Source organism: Bradyrhizobium sp. 154 (assembly GCF_023073875.1).
GTDB lineage: Bacteria > Pseudomonadota > Alphaproteobacteria > Rhizobiales > Xanthobacteraceae > Bradyrhizobium.
In genome coordinates this window covers 161,690-180,690 of the sequence record NZ_JADPKG010000101.1, presented here as the reverse complement: position 1 = coordinate 180,690, position 19,001 = coordinate 161,690, and the positions used below count along the sequence as shown (strand labels likewise).

Sequence of the window (19,001 nt, the reverse complement as noted above, 5' to 3'; positions counted from 1 at the left end):
TGAACATTTCGGTCTCGTCGCTATGATGGACCCATGAGCCGAATGCCATTTCACCCGACCCGCGAGCAGATCGAGCTGCCGATGGTCCTGGATTGCCTGAGCGATCCGATCCGGTTGGCGATCGTCTACCAGCTCGCGCAGCAAGAACGTGTCAGCAGCGAGCTCTGCTGTGGCGATTTCAGCGGCCTCGGCGGCAAGTCCAACCTCGCCTATCACTTTGCCAAACTGCGCGAATGCGGCCTGATGCAGACCCGCGTGGCCGGCACCAACCGCTTCATGCGGCTGCGCCGCGAGGATCTGGATGCGCGCTTCCCGGGCGTGCTCGATGCCGTGATCAAGTCAGCGGCCAAGGACGCCGACCGGCTTCAGCTGCTGTCCGAGTGCGAGATGGTCGACGCCGACCGAAAATGAGACGATTGCGCGCGAGCAGTCCGTCTTCGCTTTCGCTTCGCTGAAGCTACGCCGGACACGCTTCGCCCCTGCCGGTCTAGCATGGCTGCGCCACGCGTAGCCCCGCAGGGGCGAAGCGTGGAGACCCGGCCTGGATTCGGATGAAGAGCGTTGCACCGCCCTCGCGTAGACGCTTCCGCCACCGGGCCGCATCGATCATTACCGATCGGAGGCGCGGCAGGCCACCTCGGCTGGTTGTTATACTTAACGGATCAGAGGTGGCCGCGCGATGAAGGTCATGCGCCAGTGATTGTGGCCGATATTGGTGTGCGCGCGCTGGACGACGAACCCGGCCGCCGTCAGCTTCGCGGTGATCTCCGCCTCGCTGTAGCGCTGGAGCCCGATGCGTGAGCGCAGCTGGCGATAGTCCGAGAGCGCGGTGCTGATCAGCCCGACCAGCGCGTCCTTCAGGAAGCCGTGCCGCACGCCGAAGCTGAGCAGCGCCATCACGTCCCTGACCATGCCGACATTGGGCTGGAGGATATCCCCGAGCACCAGCTTGCCGGAGGGTTTTAGGATCCGGCGGATGTTGAGGAGAGCGCCATCCAGCTCCTCCGGCGTCATGTATTGCGCGACCGAGTTCATCACGACGAGATCGATCGACCGGTCCTGCATCTTGCGGACGTCATCGAGCGAACGGACGCGGATCTTGGTGTTCGGAGCGAACCGCGCGATCAGCCGGCCGCGCACTCCCGGCGCGGGCTCGGCCAGGATCAGCTTGCCACACGCGGCGGCCACCTGGTTCGCCGACAGCGCCTCGCCGCAGGCATAGTCCAGCACCACGGCGTCGGACGAGGGGATATAGCCGATGATGTCCCGCGCAATGATCTGGAAGTGCAAGTCGCGATGCAGCTTGCTGACATAGATCGTATGCGTGGAGTCGTAATAATCGATCCAATCGTCCATGGTATTTGAACATCCCGGCCAAACGGTTCCGCCAACGGAACCGGCGCTGCCCGCCTTGCGTTAGGGGTGCGACGGCGCGCCGTCAATGTCCGCGTCCTAACAGGAAGGTCTCCCGTGAGCAAAACCAACAACAAGGTCTCGCCCGATCTCGACACCCCCACCGATCTGCCGCCCGATGGGGTCAAGAAGGTCTCGGAGGCGCTCAACGTGCTTCTGGCCGACGCATTCGCGCTGTATCTGAAAACCAAGAATTTCCACTGGCACATCAGCGGCCGGCATTTCCGCGATTATCATTTGCTGCTCGACGAGCAGTCCGACCAGATCTTCGCCACCACCGACCAGCTCGCCGAGCGCGTCCGCAAGATCGGCGGCACCACGCTGAGGTCGATCGGCCAGGTTGCAAAACTCCAGACCATCAAGGACAACAACGAGGACTACGTTCCGCCGCGCGAGATGCTGCGCGAGCTGATGCAGGACAACAAGCACGTCGCGGCTGCGATGCGTAAGGCGCATGAGGTCTGCGACGAAGCCGGCGATGTCGCCAGCGCCAGCATCCTCGAAAACTTCATCGATGAGACCGAGCGCCGCACCTGGTTCCTGTTCGAAGCCACAAGGCAGGAGGGCAGCAACGCGGGGTAGGGCGCTAATTCTTCCGCAACGTCGTCCCGGACAAGCGCGCCCCAAGCGCGCGCAGATCCGGGACCCGTCGCCACAGGCTTGAGTTTGGCGAAGACTCGCGGCCGCCATTTCCCGCCAAAACGTCTTCCTGAGGGTATGGGTGCGGCCGGCGCCGGGACGACGACCGCGTGTTTGGCCGGCGTTCTCGACTCACGACCGCCACAACCTCATCAGCGCGCCTTCCTTGCCCGTCACCGGATCGGCCGGCGGCATCGCGACTTGCGGAATCGTCTTCAGCGCCTTGGCGTGATTTTCAGCCGTCGCCCGCGTGATCTCCATCTGGGCGCCTGGCGGATAAGCGCCGATCACGCAGAAATCGTCGCTCGCCTTGATGCATTGGTGGCCGGTACCGGCCGGCAGGATCGCAACGTCGCCCGCCTTGATCTGAAGCTCCTGGCCATGGTCGCCGCCGAAGCGGACGCGAGCGCTGCCGCGCGCAACGCCGAGCACCTCATGCACGGTCGAATGATAGTGCAGATAATCGTAGACGCCGTTGCGCCACGTGCCGCCCCAGCCGTTCGCTTCGAACAGCTCTTCGATAGTCTCTTCCGGCTGCTCCGGATCGAGCTTCACCGCGCCCTGGTAAACCAGGAACGGGAGGATGTTGTTTGGCACGAGCCCGTCATCTTCGAACACGATGGCGAGCGGCTCGGCCTTGTCGCGGACGACGGACATGGCGGGGCTCCTGCTACACGAGAGTGCCCGGACAACATTTCATCCTGTGCAGGCGTTCCTGGACAGGTGTCGTGTCCCGGACGCGAAGCCGCGCGAAGCGATGCGTCGCTGAGCCCGGACCCGGAACGCCGTGTCTATGGCCCCCGGTTCAGCAGTGCATCACGCCGCAAAGGCGATAGCGCCCTTACGCGCTCTTCTTCTGCCGCATCAGATCGGCAAAGCGCTGGAACAGATAGTGCGAGTCGCGCGGGCCGGGCGAAGCCTCGGGGTGGTACTGCACCGAGAACACCGGCTTGCCGTCGAGCTGGATGCCGCAATTGGAGCCGTCGAACAGCGAGATGTGGGTCTGCGTCGCACCCTTCGGCAAAGTCGTCTCGTCCACGGCAAAGCCGTGGTTCATCGAGGTGATCTCGACCTTGCCGGTGGTCTCGTCCTTGACGGGATGGTTGGCGCCGTGATGGCCCTGGTGCATCTTCTTGGTCTTGGCGCCGACGGCGAGACCGAGCATCTGGTGACCGAGGCAAATGCCGAAGGTCGGCGTGCCCGACTTGATCACGTCCCGGATCACAGGTACGGCATATTTGCCGGTCGCCGCCGGATCGCCCGGGCCGTTCGACAGAAACACGCCGTCCGGCTTCATCGCAAGGATATCCTCAGATGAAGTCGTTGCCGGCACCACCGTCACCTTGCAGCCGACGCCGGCGAGCAGGCGCAAGATGTTGCGCTTGATGCCGTAATCGATCGCCACCACGTTGAACTCGGGCTTGTCCTGGCGGCCGAAACCCTTGTCCCACAGCCAGGGAGTCTCGTCCCAGGTGAAGCGCTGGCCGGACGTGACCATCGGCACGAGGTCCATGCCTTCGAGGCCCGGCCACTCGCGCGCCTCTTCCTTGAGACCGTGCAGATCGAACTCACCCTTCTTGGAATGCGCGATCACGGCGTTGGGCATGCCGTTGGAGCGGATCAGCGCGGTCAGCGCGCGGGTGTCGATGCCGGAGAGGCCGATGATGCCGCGAGCCCTCAGCCACTGGTCGAGGTGCTTGGTGGCGCGGTAGTTCGAGGGATCGGTGATCGCGGTGCGCAGGATCACGCCGCGCGCCCCGGGCGTTGCCGCCATGTTCACCGTCTCGATATCTTCCTCGTTGGTTCCGACATTGCCGATATGCGGGAACGTGAAGGTGATGAGCTGGCCGGCATAGGAGGGATCGGTCAGGATCTCCTCATAGCCGGTCATCGCGGTGTTGAAGCAGACCTCGCCGACGGCGTGGCCTTCGGCGCCGAGACCGAAGCCTTCGAGCACCGTGCCGTCGGCAAGCACGAGGAGCGCGGTCGGTTTGTGGTCCGGCCAAGCGGGATCGTTGTCATGTTGTGTCATGAGCGCGTTTCATAGTCTGCGCTGGCCCCGCCGTCAAAGCGGGACAGGCCGGATTCACATGCGTTTTTGCATATTTGACGGGCGGCTTCGGGCACTTAAGCCGGAACTGGCAACTTTGAGCCATTTCGAGCCCCGGCAAGGAAACAATGCACCGGCGGGCCGGTCCGGTATGGCCTCTTGCCCGCGAACGGCTTAGATCAGGCGCGACAGATTGAGAGGACCCGACCATGCTGCGCGACAACATCAACAATGCGGTCAAGGAGGCCATGAAGGCCAAGGACGAGCGCAAGCTGTCCACGCTACGCATGGTCAATTCGACCATCAAGAATGCCGACATCGACGCTCGCGGCAGTGGCAAGCCGCCGCTGTCGGACGCCGACATCCTCGCGGTGCTGCAGAAAATGATCAAGCAGCGCCAGGAGGCGGTTGAGCTCTACGACAAGGGCGGTCGCGCCGAGCTCGCCACCCAGGAGCGCGAGGAGATCGTGGTGATCTCGGCGTATTTGCCGAAGCAGATGTCGGACGACGAGGTGAAGAAAGCGATCTCGGATGCGGTCACTGAAACCGGCGCGGCCGGCATGAAAGACATGGGCAAGGTGATCGCAGCGTTGCGGGCGAAGTACGCGGGACAGATGGACTTCGGTAAAGCCAGCGGCTTGGTGAAGGCCGCACTGTCGGGCTAGGCTTTTCCTCTCTCCCCTTGCGGGTGAGGGTGGCTCGCTTTGATGCCGCGTCAGTTCGGTCTATTCTCTCTTTAAGGAAAATGGGGAGGCATGATGACCGGCGCCATCAAACCGTTCCGCATCGCCATCAGCGACGACGTCCTCGCCGACCTCAAGTCGCGCCTCGCCCGCACCCGCTGGCCGGAGGCGGAGCTGGTCGATGATTGGAGCCAGGGCGCGCCGCTGCAATGGATCCGGGAGATCTGCACCTATTGGGCTGATGGCTATGACTGGCGCGCCCGCGAAGCAGAGCTGAACCGCTTCGAGCAGTTCACCACCGAGATCGACGGGCTCGACCTCCATTTCCTGCATGTGCGGTCGACGCAGCCGTCCGCGCTGCCGCTGATCATCACCCATGGCTGGCCCGGCTCGATCGTCGAATTCCAGAAAGTGATCGCGCCGCTGGTCGATCCTGCCGCGCATGGCGGCAATCCGGCTGATGCGTTTCATGTCGTCTGTCCCTCGCTGCCGGGCTTCGGCTTCTCGGCCAAGCCGAAGACCACGGGCTGGGGCGTCGACCGCATCGCGGCGACCTGGGCGAAGCTGATGGACCGGCTGGGCTACGCGCGATACGGCGCGCAGGGCGGCGACTGGGGCTCGGCGGTGACGAGCTCGCTCGGCGCGCAGGACGCCGAGCATTGCGCTGGCATCCACATCACGTTGTCCTTCAATTCGCCGCCACGGATCGAGGGCGAGCCGACGGCGGAAGAGAAGCGCGCGCTCGCCGGGCTCAAGCATTATGTCGATCTCGATTCCGGCTATTCCAAGCAGCAATCGACGCGGCCGCAGACGCTCGGCTATGGCCTGACGGATTCGCCGAGCGGGCAGGCGGCCTGGATCTTGGAAAAATTCTGGGCCTGGACCGATTGCAACGGCCATCCCGAGAACATCTTCACCAAGGACGAGCTGCTTGACAACGTCATGCTGTACTGGGCGACGGAGACCGCGACCTCCTCTGCGCGGCTCTATTGGGAAAGTTTCGGCAAGCGCCGCACCACGCCTGTCGTGAAGGTGCCGACGGGCGTCGCGGTGTTTCCCAAGGAGATCATCACGCCGGTGCGACGCTGGATGGAGCCCAACTTCCCCAACATCACGCATTGGAGCGAGATGGAGAAGGGCGGCCATTTCGCCGCTTTCGAGCAGCCGGAGCTGTTCGTGCGCGATGTCCGGACGTTTTTTGCGACGGTGCGCTAACTCTCACCGTCATGCCGGGGCGCCCCGGCTTGTTCGCCGAAGCTTGATGAGCGAAGGCAGAAGGGCGAGCCCGGAATCTATCGCGCCACGGGAAATGCCGCATGATGGATTCCGGGTTCGAAGCTGGTGCGTCGGCCGCAATGACCGCGGCGGGGCTTGTCCCGAGCATCCACGGCTCTAAACTGGGCGACAACTACTCTGGAAACGTGCTGCCATGCTGACCGAAGCCGCAACTTACGACGAGCTCTATCGCAATTTCCGCTGGGACATTCCGGCGCGATTCAACATCGCGGAGGCGTGCTGCGATCGCCATGCCGACGGCAGCGGCCGGCTCGCGCTGATCTATGTCGACGAGAACCGCGTGACCACGCGCACGTCCTTTGACGAGGTCGCCGAGATGTCGCGCCGCTTCGCCAACGTGCTGAAGGCGGATGGGCTGTCGCGCGGTGACCGCGTCGCGGTGTTCCTGTCGCAGTCATTGGAGCTGCCGATCGTACACATGGCTGCGTTCCGGACAGGCCTGATCTCGATTCCGCTATTCGCGCTGTTCGGCGAGGACGCGCTGGAATTCCGCCTGTCGAATTCCGAGGCCAAGGCGATCGTGACTGACGAAGGAGGCTGGGAGAAGCTGTCGAGGATCCGCGATCGCCTGCCGGAGCTGACGAACGTCTATGTTGTCGGCGAGCGCGTTCCGGCAGGCGCGAAATCGTTCTGGGATTCGGTGAAAGCGGCCTCACCCGATTTCGTGCGGGTCGACACCTCCGCCGATGATCCCGCACTGATCATCTATACCTCTGGCACGACCGGCAATCCCAAAGGCGCCCTGCATGCGCACCGCGTCGTGCTCGGCCATCTGCCGAATGTGGAGATGTGCCACAACTTCCTGCCGCGCGCCGGCGATCTTATGTGGACGCCGGCGGACTGGGCCTGGATCGGCGGCCTCGTCAACGGCCTCTTGGCGTTCTGGTATCACGGCATTCCCCTGGTCGGTCATCGCGCGCGCAAATTCGAGCCGCAGGCAGCGATGCAGATGATGGCCGATCTCGGCGTGCGCAATGTCTTTCTGCCGCCGACGGCACTGAAGCTGATGCGACAGGCCGGTGTGAAGCACCCCGGCGTCAAGCTGCGCAGCATTTTTACCGGGGGTGAATCTCTGGGTGGCGAATTGCTCGGCTGGGTGCGCGAGACCTTCGGCATCGATGCGCACGAAGTGTTCGGCCAGACCGAATGCAACCTGGTGATTGGCAGCAATTCCAACCTGTTTCCGATCCGCCCCGGCGCGATGGGCAAGGCGACGCCAGGCTTCGACGTTCGCATCGTCAACGACAAGGGCGAGGAATTGGCGCGCGGTCAGCGCGGCATCATCGGCGTGCGCCAGCCATGTCCCGTCACCATGCTCGAATATTGGCGCAATCCGGAGGCGACGGCGAAGAAATATGCCGGCGAATTCCTGCTCACCGGCGATCTCGGCGTGCAGGATGAGGACGGCTATTTCTGGTATGTCAGCCGCGAGGACGACGTCATCACCACCGCCGGCTATCGCGTCGGCCCGTCCGAGATCGAGCACACGCTGATGAAGCATCCGTCCGTGGCGATGGCCGCGGTGGTCGGCATTCCCGATCCGATCCGGACCGAATCGATCAAGGCTTGGATCGTGCTGCGCCCCGGCTTCACCGGCAGCGACGCACTCGCGCACGAGATCCAGGAGTTCGTCAAGGTGCAGCTCGCCGCGCACGAATATCCGCGCTTCGTCGCCTTCGCGGAGACGCTGCCGATGACCGCCACCGGCAAGGTGCTGCGGCGCGAGCTGCGGGCGAAAGGTTAGCCTCTGACAATGGCAAAGACGCCTCAAGCCGCGGGCCCATAGCCGTATGGGATGTTGTTGGCGCGAAGCCGTAACCACGAGTCTTCGCCAAAAACTTCACCCTTTCGCTATGGCGCCCGGATCGGCGCGCGCTTGAGGCGCGCTTTGTCCGGGACGACGACACGGAGGCCGTCGCCCTACGGCGTCTTGATCCCCATCGCCTTCAGCGCATCGAGCATCCGCTGCGGCGGGCCCGGCTTGACGACCAGCGGCTTGCCGGTCTCGAGCAGGCTCTTGAGGCTCGACAGGATCGCCGGCCAGCCGGAGCGCCCGCCTGCAAGAATGTCATCGCTGAGCGGGCGGTCGTGGCCTTCGCTCATGGTGAGCCGGACGGCATCGCCGGCCTGTGCGATCTCGTAGGTGACGAGGGTCGGGCCGAGCTTCTCGATCAGATCGGGCCAGTTCACGTTGAACGTGACCGCGAGCTTTCGCGGCGGATCGTAGGCGAGGACCTCGCCGCTGATGTGCACGGCGCCGTCGGGCGTGCGCACGATGAAGGCGCCGCCGAGCCGTGGCTCGACCTCGACGGCATTGCCGAAGAAATACTGTCGGCTGAACTCTGCCGAAGTCAGCGCCTCCCACACCTTCTCGGGCGTGGAGGCGATGTAGATGGTGTAGACAGTCAGCGGCGTGAACTGCTCGAGCTTCATTTTGCGTCGAATCCCTTGTTGAGCGCCGTGCGCGGGATGGCGAGTACTTTGCCTCTCTCCAGCAGGCTCTTGAGCCCGGACAGGATCGCCGGCCAGCCATTGGAGACGGCGCCGAGATACTTGCCGCCCTCGACAAAACCGTCATGCAGCACGGTCAAACGCACCAGCGAGCCGAACGGTTCGATGGTGAAGACGACACGCGATATCGGCTCGCCGCGCAGCTCCTCGTATTTCTGGTGCTTGAAACTGTAGGACAATCGCCGCGGCGGATCGGCCTCGAGGATTTCGCCGGAATCGGTGATCTCGCCGTCGAGCGTGAGGGCGAAGGAAGAGCCTACCTTCCAGTCGGATCTGACCTCGGCGCCGAACCAGTACTGCCGCGTAAACGCGCTGTTGGTTAGCGCCTCCCAAGCCTTTTCCGGTGTGGTCTCGATGTAGGTGACGTAGACGAATTCCGGCTTACTCATCGCGTTTCTCCAGCTGACGTTTCAACTCGCTAAGTGCGGCGAGCTTGCCGCGCTCGAATTTCCTGATCCAGCGTTCGCCGATCTGATGGATCGGCACGGGGTTGAGATAGTGCAGCTTCTCGCGGCCATGCCTGATGGTGGTGACGAGATTGGCCTCCTCCAGAATGCCAAGGTGCTTGGTCACCGCCTGACGCGTCATGGCAAGGCCTTCGCAGAGCTCGTTCAGGGTCTGGCCGTTCCGGGTGTGAAGCCTGTCCAGCAGCGACCGTCGTGACGCATCGGCGAGCGCTTTGAAGACCTCATCCATGGTTATGATGATAGGCAACCAAATGGTTGCATGTCAAGCGGCGCTTGAGAAATCATGTTTTTGGTCGCGTGCAATCTCTCCGCTGCGGGACGAGGCGAAGAGCTCCCCGCAAGCGGGAACACGAGATCTGCGAGCTTCCGTTCCGGCCTCCGCCATGCATTAATGCGTACAAACCGCAGCGAGTCCTCCCCATGATGTCCATGCAAGCCTATCTCGCCTTCGTCGCTGCCTGCATCGCGCTGGCGTTGCTGCCGGGGCCGATCGTCACGCTCGTCATTGCCAACGGCCTGCGGCACGGCACCCGCGCGGCGCTCACCAACGTTGCCGGCGCGCAAGCGGGTCTTGCCATCGTGATTGGCATCGTCGCGGTCGGTCTGACCTCGCTGATGGCGACCATGGGGTACTGGTTTGACTGGGTACGCTTTGCTGGCGCCGCCTATCTGGTGTGGCTCGGCATCAAGTTGATCTGGACGCCGGTCGACGGCGTTGACGTCGACGCGCCGCCTCCGCCGCCGCGCGGCGGCTTCTTCCTGCAAGGATTCCTGGTGCTGCTGTCGAACCCTAAAGTGCTGGTGTTCTTCGGCGCCTTCATTCCGCAGTTCATGGACATGAACCACCCGCACTTTCCGCAAGTCGCGCTGCTTGGTGCCACCTTCATGGTCACGGCGGTCATGACCGACGCGCTCTACGCCATCGCCGCCGGCCGCGCCCGAAAATTCTTCTCGGCCCGCCGCACGCGGATGATGTCGCGCATTTCCGGCGGCTTCATGATCGGCGGCGGCATCTGGCTGGCGCTGACCAGGGCGAAGTGAGGCTTACACCAACAGCTCCGCCTTCAGCTCAACCTCGATCTCGGCAAGGATCCGCGCCAGCCGTTCCGCCCATTGCTGCTGGCCGGACTGGTCGGCGATCAGATCCTGGCGGATCTCGATGCCGGTGTTGACGAGGCCCCGCGCCTAGCCGTGCACGGGGATGGTGTAGTCGGTGAGGTCGTTCACCGCATAGGGCTCGTTGTCGCCGACGACGAGATCGCTTTCAGCGCGGAGATGTTTCAAGAGAAGCTGCGGCAGCACGGTGTCGCGGTTATACAGGGCGCCGACGTGCCAGGGCCGCGCGACGCCGGCATAGACCGGCGTAAAGCTGTGCAGCGACACCAGTGCTGTCGGCCGCTTGTCGCGCAGGCGGCGGTTGAGGGCGGCGTCGATGCGATGATGATAGGGCGCGAAAATCTCGCGCCGCCGCGCCTCGCGCTCCCACTCCGAAATACCCTCGTTGCGCGGAATCGCGGTGGCTTCAGAGATCACGGGGATCGAGCTCACAGCGGCGGGCGGGCGGTTGCAGTCGATCACGAGCCGCGAATAGCGCTGCGCGATCAGATGCGCGTCGAGCATTTTTGCGAGCCGCTCGGCGACGCCGGCGATGCCGATGTCCCAGGCGATGTGCCTCACAAGCTCGCTTTCCGCGACACCGAGATTGCCGAGCGCGCGCGGCAGCACCCGCCCGTAATGATCCGCGGTGAGCAGGAAGGGCGATTGGCCTGCCGTATTCACCTCATGCACTGGCGCAATGTCGCCCTCGCCGAGGAGTTGATCGGTCGCGTCGGCCGTATCTAGAGTCATCCTGATTGCCTATGGAAAAACTGCCGCCCTGAAGTTCGAAGAAAATCGGTATAGATCGGTTCGCTTCAAATCACCATGCTCGACCGAGGATGCCGCTGAGAGCGTCATTGCCTGTACATCGTGGTCCTGGCTTTCGCCAGGACGACAGCGAATATGCGGCGTTGTCGTTCCGCGCCATTGCCAGCTATACACACCGGATGACCTGCGATCGTCTCTTCGTCTACGGCACCCTGATGCGCGGCTTCGATCATCCGATGGCGCGGCTGCTCGCGGCTCATGCGGATTTCCTTGCCGATGCGACCTGCCGCGGTCGGCTCGTCCTGGTGAAGCATTATCCGGGGCTATTGCTGTCGGACGCGCCGTCCGACATCGTCCATGGTGAGCTCTTTCACTTGCGCGCGGGCGACGAGCTGCTGCGCGAGCTCGACATGTACGAGGCCTGCGGCGAAGGCTTTCCGGAGCCGACCGAATATCTGCGCCAGCTGATCGACGTGTCGCTGCCGGACGGCACCAGCAGCAAGGCCTGGACCTATGTCTACAACTGGCCCGTCACCGATCTTCCGCGCATCGTGTCCGGCCGCTTCCTGAAGCATTAGGCCGACAGCACCTCCTTCACCATGCGCACGTCGACCTCGCGCTCGACATAGGTCCACTCCTCGGTCTGCCGCAGCATCGCCACCAGCTCTTCGAACAGCGCAGCATCAACCGGTGCGAATTCGAACCAGGTCAGAAAGTCGAAGGGGCTGCCGAGGTCGCGGCAATGATAGAGCTGGCGCGCGATGGCGGGCAGGTAGCGCAGGCTGCTCGCGATGTGGTGCGATCTGTCCTCGAAGATCTTGCGGCGCTCTTCCTGCGTCAGCTCCCACCAGGCCTGCGACTTGCGGATCGGGATCAGCGCTGCGCTGGTCGCCTCTAACCGGCCGAGGCCGGCCTGCACGGCGACGAGCTGCTGCTTCTCAGGCCGCTCGGTGTAACGCAAGCTGCTCGCGACGCCGACCAGCCGCCAGGCGTTGCGCGAGGGCACCAGCGGCAACGAGACGGCCTCGCTGTCGGTCACCGACAGCGCCGGCACGAAGGGCAGGGGCTCGCCCCTCACGGGCGAGATTGACGTCACGCGCCAGCCCCCGCTCTGGCCGCCTCGAAAGGTCCTGAACATGGGGGTATGGAAGCGTGGAACCGGGCGCGGTTCAAGGCCTCTCTCCACCGTCATTTGCGGGGCGCCCGAAGCGCGAGCCCGGAAATCCATTTCTGCCAGCGGTCCGGTGGCGCCATTGATTCCAGGCTCGTGCTCTGCGCGCCCCGGAATAACGCGGGGCTGTGAACAGCGCGTATAATCCCGACAAACCTGACTTTTGCGCAGGCGGCACCTATATGCCTGATCTTGGCCCGGCTCATCTCGCTCGGGCAAGACTGGATCTCATGCGCTTCACGCCCCAATTCCTCGACGAGCTTCGTGCCCGGCTTTCGGTCTCCGAAGTCGTCGGCAAGCGCGTCAAGCTGAAGAAGGCGGGGCGGGAGTGGAAGGGGTTATCGCCGTTCCAGCAGGAGAAGACGCCGTCCTTCTACGTCAACGACCAGAAGGGCTTTTACCACGATTTCTCCTCCGGCAAGCACGGCGACATCATCAACTTCGTGATGGAGACCGACGGCGTGCCGTTCGCCGAGGCCGTCGAGCGGCTCGCCAATATGGCGGGACTGCCGCTGCCGGCGGTGACGCCGGATGCGGCCCGGCATGAGCAGCGGCGCAAATCGCTGCATGACGTCATGGATCTTGCAGCAAAATTCTTCGCCGAGACGCTGGCGTCGCGCTTAGGTGCCAAAGCGCGCGGCTATCTGGCCGATCGCGCCATCTCGCCGGCGACGCAATTGCAGTTCCGCCTCGGCTATGCGCCGCCCGACCGCTTCGCGCTGAAGGAGCATCTTGGCAAGCTTGGCGTGTCCGTTGACGACATGGTCGAGACCGGCCTGCTCGTCGCCGGCGACGACATTCCGGTGCCGTACGACCGCTTCCGCGACCGCGTGATGTTTCCGATCACGGATTTGCGCGGCCGCGTCATCGCCTTCGGCGGGCGCGCGCTGGAGAAGGACGTTCCGGCCAAATATCTGAACTCGCCGGAGACGCCGCTCTTCCACAAGGGCGACAATCTCTACAACCACCAGACCGCGCGCAAAGCCACCCATGACGGCGGCGCCCTGATCGTGGTCGAAGGCTATGTCGACGTCATCGCCATGGTCACCGCGGGCTTCGCAGGCACCGTCGCGCCGCTCGGCACTGCGCTCACCGAAAGCCAGCTCGCGCTGCTGTGGAAGATGGCGGACGAGCCGATCCTCTGCTTCGACGGCGACCGCGCCGGCCAGAAGGCGGCTTACCGCGCCGCGGACCTTGCCTTGCCGTTCCTCGCGCCGGGCAAGAGCCTGCGCTTTGCGCTGCTGCCGGAGGGGCAGGACCCCGACGATCTCGTTCGCTCGGGTGGCCGCGGCGCGATCGAGGACGTGATCGCGGCGGCGCGACCGCTCGCGGAGATGATCTGGTCGCGCGAGCTCGAAGGCGGCAATTTTGCCACGCCCGAGCGCCGCGCCGCTCTGGAGGCGCGCATCAAGGAGCTCTCCAACGGCATCCGCGACGAGGTGGTGCGGCGCTATTACCGCGACGACTTTGCCAATCGGCTCCAGCGCGCCTTTGCCCCCGAAGGCGGGCGCGGCGGCTTTGGCGGCCGGGGCAGTTTCCGCCAAGGTGGCGGCGGCCGGCCGTTCCAGCCCAGGGGTGGGGGAGGCGCGAATCGATTCGGTGGCCAGGGATTTGGTGGCGCCCGCCGCGGCCCGCCCGGTCCCGTCCCGCTGCCGTCCGGTCCATACCAGGCGGCGAGCCCTCAGCTGGCGGCAAGCCCGATCATGCGCGGCCAGCGCAGTGCCATCTCCCGCCGGGAGGCCCTGATCCTGCAATGCCTGATCAACCACCCCTGGCTGCTGCATGAGCACTTGGAGGAGGTGGCCGCCCTGGAGCTGGCCCATCCCGAAGCCCATAAACTCAGGGCCGGCATCATCGCCGCCTTCGCCAACGATCATCACCACTCACCGGACCCGGGCGAGCAGGCCGAGAAGATGCGGGGCGACCTCGAGAAGGGCGGATTTTCGCAAGTTCTTCAAAGGGTTGAGAACGGCATCACGACCGCGGCGGTGTGGGGCGCCCGGGAGGGCGCGGCGCGGGATGACGTTCTTGCCACCTGGCATCAGCTGGTTGCCTTGCATCGGCAATGGCATTCACTACTTAGAGAGCTGAAGGACGCTGAGCTGGCCCTGGGGGAGGACCCCAGCGAGGCCAATTTGGCGTGGCTGCGTGACGTCAAGGCTCGGATGGGCGAAGTCGACGGTACCGAGGCCCTGATCGAGGGTTTTGGCGAACTGTCGGGTCGGCTCCAGAAGAGCATGTAATGAAAGAATCATGCGGACGGCCGGGGTCGGAACCGCTAAAAGACTCGCCAAATCCTTGGTTTGGCGGCAGAAACAGGGTTAATCGAGGCTTAACGGTCTTGTAGCACTTTGGCCCGAAGGCGGCCGCAGGCAGAACAGACGCGTCAGGAATGAATCCGCGCAACCGCTGTTGGCACTACACCTGCATCCGCTGCGACAAAGAGGCTCACGAAGCGTTAGGCAAATCCGGCGAGAGAAAGTTGGGGGTGGCGAGAAGTTTGTGCGCCGCCCTTTCCGTGTCGAGAGCTGCCGAAGCGAGAGCGTCGAGCAACAGGTTCATGTGAATTCAGGCAGGCGGGGCGCGCCGTCTGCATTGAAGCGCGTTGAGGAGCAATGGATGGCCACCAAGGCAAAGACGCTGCAGGCGAAGGACAAGGAAAAGGACGACAAGGCAGCGGATGCGCCGGAGAAGGACTCCCAGGACGCGCCCTCGCCCTTGCTCGACCTGTCCGACGCCGCCGTGAAGAAGATGATCAAGCAGGCCAAGAAGCGCGGCTTCGTGACCTTTGATCAGCTCAACGAAGTCTTGCCGTCCGACCAGACCTCGCCCGAACAGATCGAGGACATCATGTCGATGCTCTCGGACATGGGCATCAACGTCACCGAAGCCGACGACACCGAAGGCGAGGAAGACAAGGACGAGGGCGAGGACGAGACCGACAACGAGCTCGTCGAGGTCACCCAGAAGGCCGTCACCGAGGTCAAGAAGAGCGAGCCGGGCGAGCGCACCGACGATCCGGTGCGCATGTATCTGCGCGAGATGGGCACGGTCGAGCTGCTGTCCCGCGAGGGCGAAATCGCCATTGCAAAGCGCATCGAGGCCGGCCGCGAGGCGATGATCGCGGGTCTGTGCGAAAGCCCGCTGACGTTCCAGGCCATCATCATCTGGCGGGACGAGCTCAACGAAGGCAAGATCTTCCTCCGCGACATCATCGATCTCGAAGCGACCTATGCCGGCCCTGACGCCAAGGGCGGCATGAACACCGCGATGATCGCCGGCCCGAACGGCGAAGCGCCGGCCGAGGGTGGCGAAGCCACCGCGTCCGCCGCTGCCCCCGCGCATGTCGCGCCGCCCGCCGCGCCGCCGTCGCCCACCCCGTTCCGCGCCGCGCCTGCGCCCGGTGGCACTGAAGCCGGCGAAGACAAGGATCCAGCCGAGTCCGCCGCCGAGTCCGACATGGACGACGACGAGTTCGAGAACCAGATGTCGCTCGCGGCAATCGAGGCCGAGCTCAAGCCGAAGGTGGTCGAGATCTTCGACAAGATCGCCGACAGCTATAAGAAGCTGCGCAAGCTTCAGGAGCAGGACATCCAGAACCAGCTCCAGAACGAGTCGCTCTCGCCGCACCAGGAGCGCAAGTACAAGAAGCTGAAGGACGAGATCATCGTCGAGGTGAAGTCGCTCCGCCTCAACCAAGCCCGTATCGACTCGCTGGTCGAGCAGCTCTACGACATCAACAAGCGCCTCGTCTCCTACGAGGGCCGCTTGATGCGTCTTGCCGACAGCCACGGCGTCGCGCGCGAGGACTTTTTGCGCAACTACACCGGCTCGGAGCTCGATCCGCGTTGGCTCAACCGCGTCTCGAAACTCTCGGCCAAGGGCTGGAAGAATTTCGTTCATCACGAGAAGGACCGCATCAAGGACCTTCGTCACGAAGTGCATCAGCTCGCCGCCCTGACCGGCCTCGAGATCGTCGAGTTCCGCAAGATCGTGCACTCCGTACAGAAGGGCGAGCGCGAGGCACGCCAGGCCAAGAAGGAGATGGTGGAAGCCAACCTCCGTCTGGTGATCTCGATCGCCAAAAAGTACACCAACCGCGGCCTGCAATTCCTCGACCTGATCCAGGAAGGCAACATCGGCCTGATGAAGGCGGTCGACAAGTTCGAGTATCGCCGCGGCTACAAGTTCTCGACCTACGCCACGTGGTGGATTCGGCAGGCGATCACCCGCTCGATCGCCGACCAGGCGCGCACCATCCGCATCCCCGTGCACATGATCGAGACGATCAACAAGATCGTGCGCACCTCGCGCCAGATGCTCAATGAGATCGGCCGCGAGCCGACTCCGGAAGAGCTCGCCGAGAAGCTCGGCATGCCGCTCGAAAAGGTCCGCAAGGTCCTCAAGATCGCCAAGGAGCCGCTGTCGCTGGAGACGCCGGTCGGTGACGAAGAGGATTCGCACCTCGGCGATTTCATCGAGGACAAGAACGCGATCCTCCCCATCGACGCCGCGATCCAGTCCAACCTGCGCGAGACCACGACGCGCGTGCTGGCATCTCTGACGCCGCGCGAAGAGCGTGTCCTGCGCATGCGCTTCGGCATCGGCATGAATACCGACCACACGTTGGAAGAAGTCGGCCAGCAGTTCAGCGTGACGCGCGAACGCATTCGCCAGATCGAAGCCAAGGCGCTGCGCAAGCTGAAGCATCCGTCAAGGTCGCGGAAGCTGCGCAGCTTCTTGGATAATTAATTCCGATCGTCAGGCCCCGGCCTGACCCGGGCATCCATCCGGACGAAACGGCAGGCGCAAGCCCGCCGTTTTTGTTCGTGCCTGTCTACCAGTAGCGTTCAGCCAAGAAGCTTCATCTGCTTTCTATCGGCTGCTTGTCTGCAATATGCGGCGCTGGTGAGCGCTGCCGATGTCTGCCTACTTCTTCTTCACCCCGACCCGCTCAATCCGCTTGATCTCGAGCGGCGGCCGACCGCTCTTTTCGGCGATCTCGCGGTCCTGCTCCATGATGAAGCCGCGGGCGGGCTCGTCGCCGTCGAGGCCGCCGAGCAGCTCGGTGGGCACGCGGCGGTTGGAGCGCTGGGTATCGTCCTCATAGACGACGTTGAAGAAGGCGAACTCGCCTTTGGGATTGGTTCCGGGTTTCTTGGCCATGGCGGCTTGTCGTCGATCAGGGCGCCGCAGTCAAATGACTTCGGCGGTTATCGACGTCGGCAATGCATTGAAGGCAAGGATGCCCGGCGCGGCTGCCGGATCAGATGTCGTTGCCTCGGAGTGACAGGCGTCGATGTGAACCCCAGTAGGCGGCGGGCCGCGAAGCCCGCCGTTTATCTTTGGCCGTCAGTTATCTTTGGTCTTCAGTGTCGCCCGGGGCTGGCGGGGGTGACAACCTAAAATAGAAGACTATCGAAGGCGCCGTGCGATGGCAAGGCAAATCGTGGCGGCGTTGATGTCGCAGCGGGCGGATCAGATATGCGTTGGCCGCGGCATGCCGACTTGATGCGCGTCGCAACAATAGTTTGGATCACCAAATCACTTTGTTCATTGTTCGGGCCGTCGCAATGCAGCGCAACTGAATCGAGGTCCACTATCGCGGTGCATGTCCCAAGGGCTGCGCCCTGCGCATCTGAGAATCCATGGAGCTGCGACGTTGTTGCGTCATGCATGATTCGGGCTTGCGGCCACCGGGCCGCTGCGCGCGACTCGTTAAACGCCGCCCGGAACGACGAGAGGAGAGTGTCGGACAATCGTCCATCTCGCGTCGCTTGGATACGATGTCGACGCGGATCAAGCTCGCGCGCCTTCACGGCGAGGCTTTGCTGCTTTGACGCCAATTCGGTTCCCGGGCATGATCGCGCGCTACTTTGCGCGCTCATTCTTCAGAGGATTTTCCGGCATGTTGAGACACGCTTTGGCCATCGCCTCCATCGTCTGTCTGGCCGGTGGGTCGGCGCAGGCCGCGCGCTGCGGCGGCGACTTCAACGCTTTCGTCGCCAGCATGGCCGCGGAGGCGCAAGCCGCCGGCGTTTCGGCGAGCGTGACCAATGCGGCGCTCAGTGGTGTGACCCAGGATGGCGCCGTGCTCGCCTTCGATCGGCGCCAGCGCCACACCTTCAATAAGAGCTTCGAACAGTACGTCTCGACCCGCGTCGGCCCCGGCCGCATCAATGGCGGGCGGGCGCTGCTCCAGCGCCATGCCGCGCTGCTCTCGCGGATCGAGCAGAAGTTCGGCGTGCCCCGCTACATCCTGGTCGCGATCTGGGGGCTGGAGAGCGATTTCGGCAAGGGCGATACCGGCAAGCTGCCGGTGATCCGCACGCTGGCAACCCTGGCGCATGACTGCCGCCGTACCGATCTGTTCCAGGGCGAACTGCTCGCCGCGCTCAAGATCGTGCAGCGCGGCGACCTGCCGCTGCGCGATCTCATCGGCGCCTATGCCGGCGAGATCGGCCAGACCCAGTTCCTGCCGTCGTCCTACATCAAATACGGCGTCGATTTCGACGGCGACGGCCATGTCGACCTCCGCCACAGCGTTCCCGACGTGCTCGCCTCGACTGCGAACCTGCTCCACACCAGCGGCTTCAAGATGGGCCAGCCTTACGGCGAAGGCACGCCGAATTTCGAAGCAATGCGCGAGTGGAACAGGGCGGTGGTCTATCGCAAGACGATCGGGTATTTCGCGGATCGGCTGATGGAGCAGTGAGGGGGCCATGGCTAACTAGGCTCGCAAATGACGGGGCGTCGCGCTGCTGTCGCGCCGCGCCCAGGCGCAAGCGCTGGAGCAGATCCATGAAACGGGCGTCGTTGCCGATCAGGATGCGAGGCTCGTTCCTCTCGATGCCTCTGATGATGCGCAGGGCGGCATCCTTCGGCGTGGTCTTCGCCGCGTTCTC

Annotated in this window: 18 protein-coding genes and 2 pseudogenes; 10 read left to right on the top strand and 10 right to left on the bottom strand. The window is 63.9% G+C overall.

Annotated elements, in window-relative coordinates; genetic code table 11:
- Positions 1-33 precede the first annotated feature (33 nt).
- Positions 34-411, top strand: a complete 378-nt coding sequence (locus IVA92_RS23555) for a transcriptional regulator (RefSeq protein ID WP_247277479.1) — start codon at positions 34-36, stop codon at positions 409-411.
- A gap of 243 nt (positions 412-654) precedes the next feature.
- On the opposite strand, the gene IVA92_RS23550 is transcribed toward IVA92_RS23555, so the two are convergent.
- Entirely contained in the window at positions 655-1,356 is a 702-nt protein-coding gene (locus tag IVA92_RS23550; protein WP_247277478.1) for a class I SAM-dependent methyltransferase, read from the bottom strand.
- Between the two features lie 114 nt (positions 1,357-1,470).
- Here IVA92_RS23550 and IVA92_RS23545 point away from each other — a divergent pair, with 114 nt between their 5' ends.
- Positions 1,471-1,995, top strand: a complete 525-nt coding sequence (locus IVA92_RS23545; RefSeq protein WP_247277477.1) for a DNA starvation/stationary phase protection protein — start codon at positions 1,471-1,473, stop codon at positions 1,993-1,995.
- Between the two features lie 189 nt (positions 1,996-2,184).
- Here IVA92_RS23545 and IVA92_RS23540 read toward each other — a convergent pair whose 3' ends face one another.
- Together IVA92_RS23540 and carA are read right to left on the bottom strand one after the other, a co-directional pair.
- Positions 2,185-2,709, bottom strand: a complete 525-nt coding sequence (locus IVA92_RS23540) for a cupin domain-containing protein (RefSeq protein ID WP_247277476.1) — start codon at positions 2,707-2,709, stop codon at positions 2,185-2,187.
- Positions 2,710-2,893: 184 nt separating this feature from the next.
- Positions 2,894-4,084, bottom strand: coding sequence for a glutamine-hydrolyzing carbamoyl-phosphate synthase small subunit (carA, locus tag IVA92_RS23535; RefSeq protein WP_247277475.1), 1,191 nt, complete (start codon positions 4,082-4,084; stop codon positions 2,894-2,896).
- Between the two features lie 227 nt (positions 4,085-4,311).
- Here carA and IVA92_RS23530 point away from each other — a divergent pair, with 227 nt between their 5' ends.
- The 3 genes from IVA92_RS23530 (at position 4,312) to IVA92_RS23520 (ending at position 7,825) form a co-directional block, all read left to right on the top strand.
- Entirely contained in the window at positions 4,312-4,767 is a 456-nt protein-coding gene (locus IVA92_RS23530) for a GatB/YqeY domain-containing protein (protein ID WP_247277474.1), read from the top strand.
- Positions 4,768-4,860: 93 nt separating this feature from the next.
- On the top strand, positions 4,861-6,000 hold the full coding sequence (locus IVA92_RS23525) for an epoxide hydrolase family protein (RefSeq protein WP_247277751.1): 1,140 nt from the start codon (positions 4,861-4,863) through the stop codon (positions 5,998-6,000).
- A gap of 214 nt (positions 6,001-6,214) precedes the next feature.
- Positions 6,215-7,825: an acyl-CoA synthetase gene (locus IVA92_RS23520; RefSeq protein ID WP_247277473.1), complete on the top strand. Its 1,611-nt coding sequence runs from the start codon at positions 6,215-6,217 to the stop codon at positions 7,823-7,825.
- Between the two features lie 176 nt (positions 7,826-8,001).
- Here IVA92_RS23520 and IVA92_RS23515 read toward each other — a convergent pair whose 3' ends face one another.
- Genes IVA92_RS23515 through IVA92_RS23505 form a run of 3 tightly spaced genes read right to left on the bottom strand, consistent with a single transcriptional unit; the run spans position 8,002 to position 9,288 of the window.
- Positions 8,002-8,514: an SRPBCC family protein gene (locus tag IVA92_RS23515; RefSeq protein ID WP_247277472.1), complete on the bottom strand. Its 513-nt coding sequence runs from the start codon at positions 8,512-8,514 to the stop codon at positions 8,002-8,004.
- Positions 8,511-8,981: an SRPBCC family protein gene (locus IVA92_RS23510; protein WP_247277471.1), complete on the bottom strand. Its 471-nt coding sequence runs from the start codon at positions 8,979-8,981 to the stop codon at positions 8,511-8,513. Before IVA92_RS23510 ends, IVA92_RS23515 begins: the two co-directional genes overlap by 4 nt.
- Positions 8,974-9,288, bottom strand: a complete 315-nt coding sequence (locus tag IVA92_RS23505) for a helix-turn-helix domain-containing protein (RefSeq protein WP_247277470.1) — start codon at positions 9,286-9,288, stop codon at positions 8,974-8,976. The genes IVA92_RS23510 and IVA92_RS23505 overlap by 8 nt, the downstream gene beginning before the upstream one ends.
- A 191-nt stretch (positions 9,289-9,479) precedes the next feature.
- Here IVA92_RS23505 and IVA92_RS23500 point away from each other — a divergent pair, with 191 nt between their 5' ends.
- A complete protein-coding gene (locus IVA92_RS23500; RefSeq protein WP_247277469.1) occupies positions 9,480-10,100 on the top strand; it encodes a LysE family translocator in 621 nt (206 codons plus the stop codon).
- Positions 10,101-10,103: 3 nt separating this feature from the next.
- Here IVA92_RS23500 and IVA92_RS23495 read toward each other — a convergent pair.
- Positions 10,104-10,907, bottom strand: a pseudogene (locus tag IVA92_RS23495) (N-formylglutamate amidohydrolase).
- A gap of 197 nt (positions 10,908-11,104) precedes the next feature.
- Between IVA92_RS23495 and IVA92_RS23490 the strand changes: the two are divergent.
- A complete protein-coding gene (locus IVA92_RS23490; RefSeq protein ID WP_247277750.1) occupies positions 11,105-11,503 on the top strand; it encodes a gamma-glutamylcyclotransferase family protein in 399 nt (132 codons plus the stop codon).
- Here IVA92_RS23490 and IVA92_RS23485 read toward each other — a convergent pair.
- Positions 11,500-12,063, bottom strand: coding sequence for a chlorite dismutase family protein (locus tag IVA92_RS23485; protein ID WP_247277468.1), 564 nt, complete (start codon positions 12,061-12,063; stop codon positions 11,500-11,502). The two genes, IVA92_RS23490 and IVA92_RS23485, sit on opposite strands and share 4 nt — an antisense overlap.
- 263 nt (positions 12,064-12,326) lie before the next feature.
- On the opposite strand from IVA92_RS23485, the gene dnaG reads away from it, so the two are divergent.
- Both dnaG and rpoD read left to right on the top strand, forming a co-directional pair.
- A complete protein-coding gene (gene dnaG, locus IVA92_RS23480) occupies positions 12,327-14,339 on the top strand; it encodes a DNA primase (RefSeq protein ID WP_247277467.1) in 2,013 nt (670 codons plus the stop codon).
- A 376-nt stretch (positions 14,340-14,715) separates the two neighbouring features.
- A complete protein-coding gene (gene rpoD / locus IVA92_RS23475; RefSeq protein WP_247277466.1) occupies positions 14,716-16,848 on the top strand; it encodes an RNA polymerase sigma factor RpoD in 2,133 nt (710 codons plus the stop codon).
- Between the two features lie 177 nt (positions 16,849-17,025).
- Here the strand turns inward: rpoD and IVA92_RS23470 are convergent, their stop codons facing one another.
- Entirely contained in the window at positions 17,026-17,262 is a 237-nt protein-coding gene (locus IVA92_RS23470) for a hypothetical protein (RefSeq protein WP_247277465.1), read from the bottom strand.
- Between the two features lie 742 nt (positions 17,263-18,004).
- Here IVA92_RS23470 and IVA92_RS23465 point away from each other — a divergent pair.
- Complete coding sequence (locus IVA92_RS23465; RefSeq protein WP_247277464.1) at positions 18,005-18,811, top strand: lytic murein transglycosylase; 807 nt, start codon at positions 18,005-18,007, stop codon at positions 18,809-18,811.
- Between the two features lie 64 nt (positions 18,812-18,875).
- Here IVA92_RS23465 and IVA92_RS23460 read toward each other — a convergent pair.
- Positions 18,876-19,001, bottom strand: a pseudogene (locus IVA92_RS23460) (acetoin dehydrogenase); the annotation flags it as partial.

What these genes read in the sequence shown, in the direction of transcription:
- IVA92_RS23485 (WP_247277468.1), bottom strand. Translation starts at nt 12,063, where the DNA reads ATGTTCAGGACCTTTCGAGGCGGCCAGAGCGGGGGCTGGCGCGTGACG.
- IVA92_RS23555 (WP_247277479.1), top strand. Translation starts at nt 34, where the DNA reads ATGAGCCGAATGCCATTTCACCCGACCCGCGAGCAGATCGAGCTGCCG.
- IVA92_RS23525 (WP_247277751.1), top strand. Translation starts at nt 4,861, where the DNA reads ATGACCGGCGCCATCAAACCGTTCCGCATCGCCATCAGCGACGACGTC.
- IVA92_RS23505 (WP_247277470.1), bottom strand. Translation starts at nt 9,288, where the DNA reads ATGGATGAGGTCTTCAAAGCGCTCGCCGATGCGTCACGACGGTCGCTG.
- rpoD (WP_247277466.1), top strand. Translation starts at nt 14,716, where the DNA reads ATGGCCACCAAGGCAAAGACGCTGCAGGCGAAGGACAAGGAAAAGGAC.
- carA (WP_247277475.1), bottom strand. Translation starts at nt 4,084, where the DNA reads ATGACACAACATGACAACGATCCCGCTTGGCCGGACCACAAACCGACC.
- dnaG (WP_247277467.1), top strand. Translation starts at nt 12,327, where the DNA reads ATGCGCTTCACGCCCCAATTCCTCGACGAGCTTCGTGCCCGGCTTTCG.
- IVA92_RS23465 (WP_247277464.1), top strand. Translation starts at nt 18,005, where the DNA reads ATGTTGAGACACGCTTTGGCCATCGCCTCCATCGTCTGTCTGGCCGGT.
- IVA92_RS23515 (WP_247277472.1), bottom strand. Translation starts at nt 8,514, where the DNA reads ATGAAGCTCGAGCAGTTCACGCCGCTGACTGTCTACACCATCTACATC.
- IVA92_RS23490 (WP_247277750.1), top strand. Translation starts at nt 11,105, where the DNA reads ATGACCTGCGATCGTCTCTTCGTCTACGGCACCCTGATGCGCGGCTTC.
- IVA92_RS23520 (WP_247277473.1), top strand. Translation starts at nt 6,215, where the DNA reads ATGCTGACCGAAGCCGCAACTTACGACGAGCTCTATCGCAATTTCCGC.
- IVA92_RS23540 (WP_247277476.1), bottom strand. Translation starts at nt 2,709, where the DNA reads ATGTCCGTCGTCCGCGACAAGGCCGAGCCGCTCGCCATCGTGTTCGAA.
- IVA92_RS23500 (WP_247277469.1), top strand. Translation starts at nt 9,480, where the DNA reads ATGATGTCCATGCAAGCCTATCTCGCCTTCGTCGCTGCCTGCATCGCG.
- IVA92_RS23550 (WP_247277478.1), bottom strand. Translation starts at nt 1,356, where the DNA reads ATGGACGATTGGATCGATTATTACGACTCCACGCATACGATCTATGTC.
- IVA92_RS23470 (WP_247277465.1), bottom strand. Translation starts at nt 17,262, where the DNA reads ATGGCCAAGAAACCCGGAACCAATCCCAAAGGCGAGTTCGCCTTCTTC.
- IVA92_RS23530 (WP_247277474.1), top strand. Translation starts at nt 4,312, where the DNA reads ATGCTGCGCGACAACATCAACAATGCGGTCAAGGAGGCCATGAAGGCC.
- IVA92_RS23510 (WP_247277471.1), bottom strand. Translation starts at nt 8,981, where the DNA reads ATGAGTAAGCCGGAATTCGTCTACGTCACCTACATCGAGACCACACCG.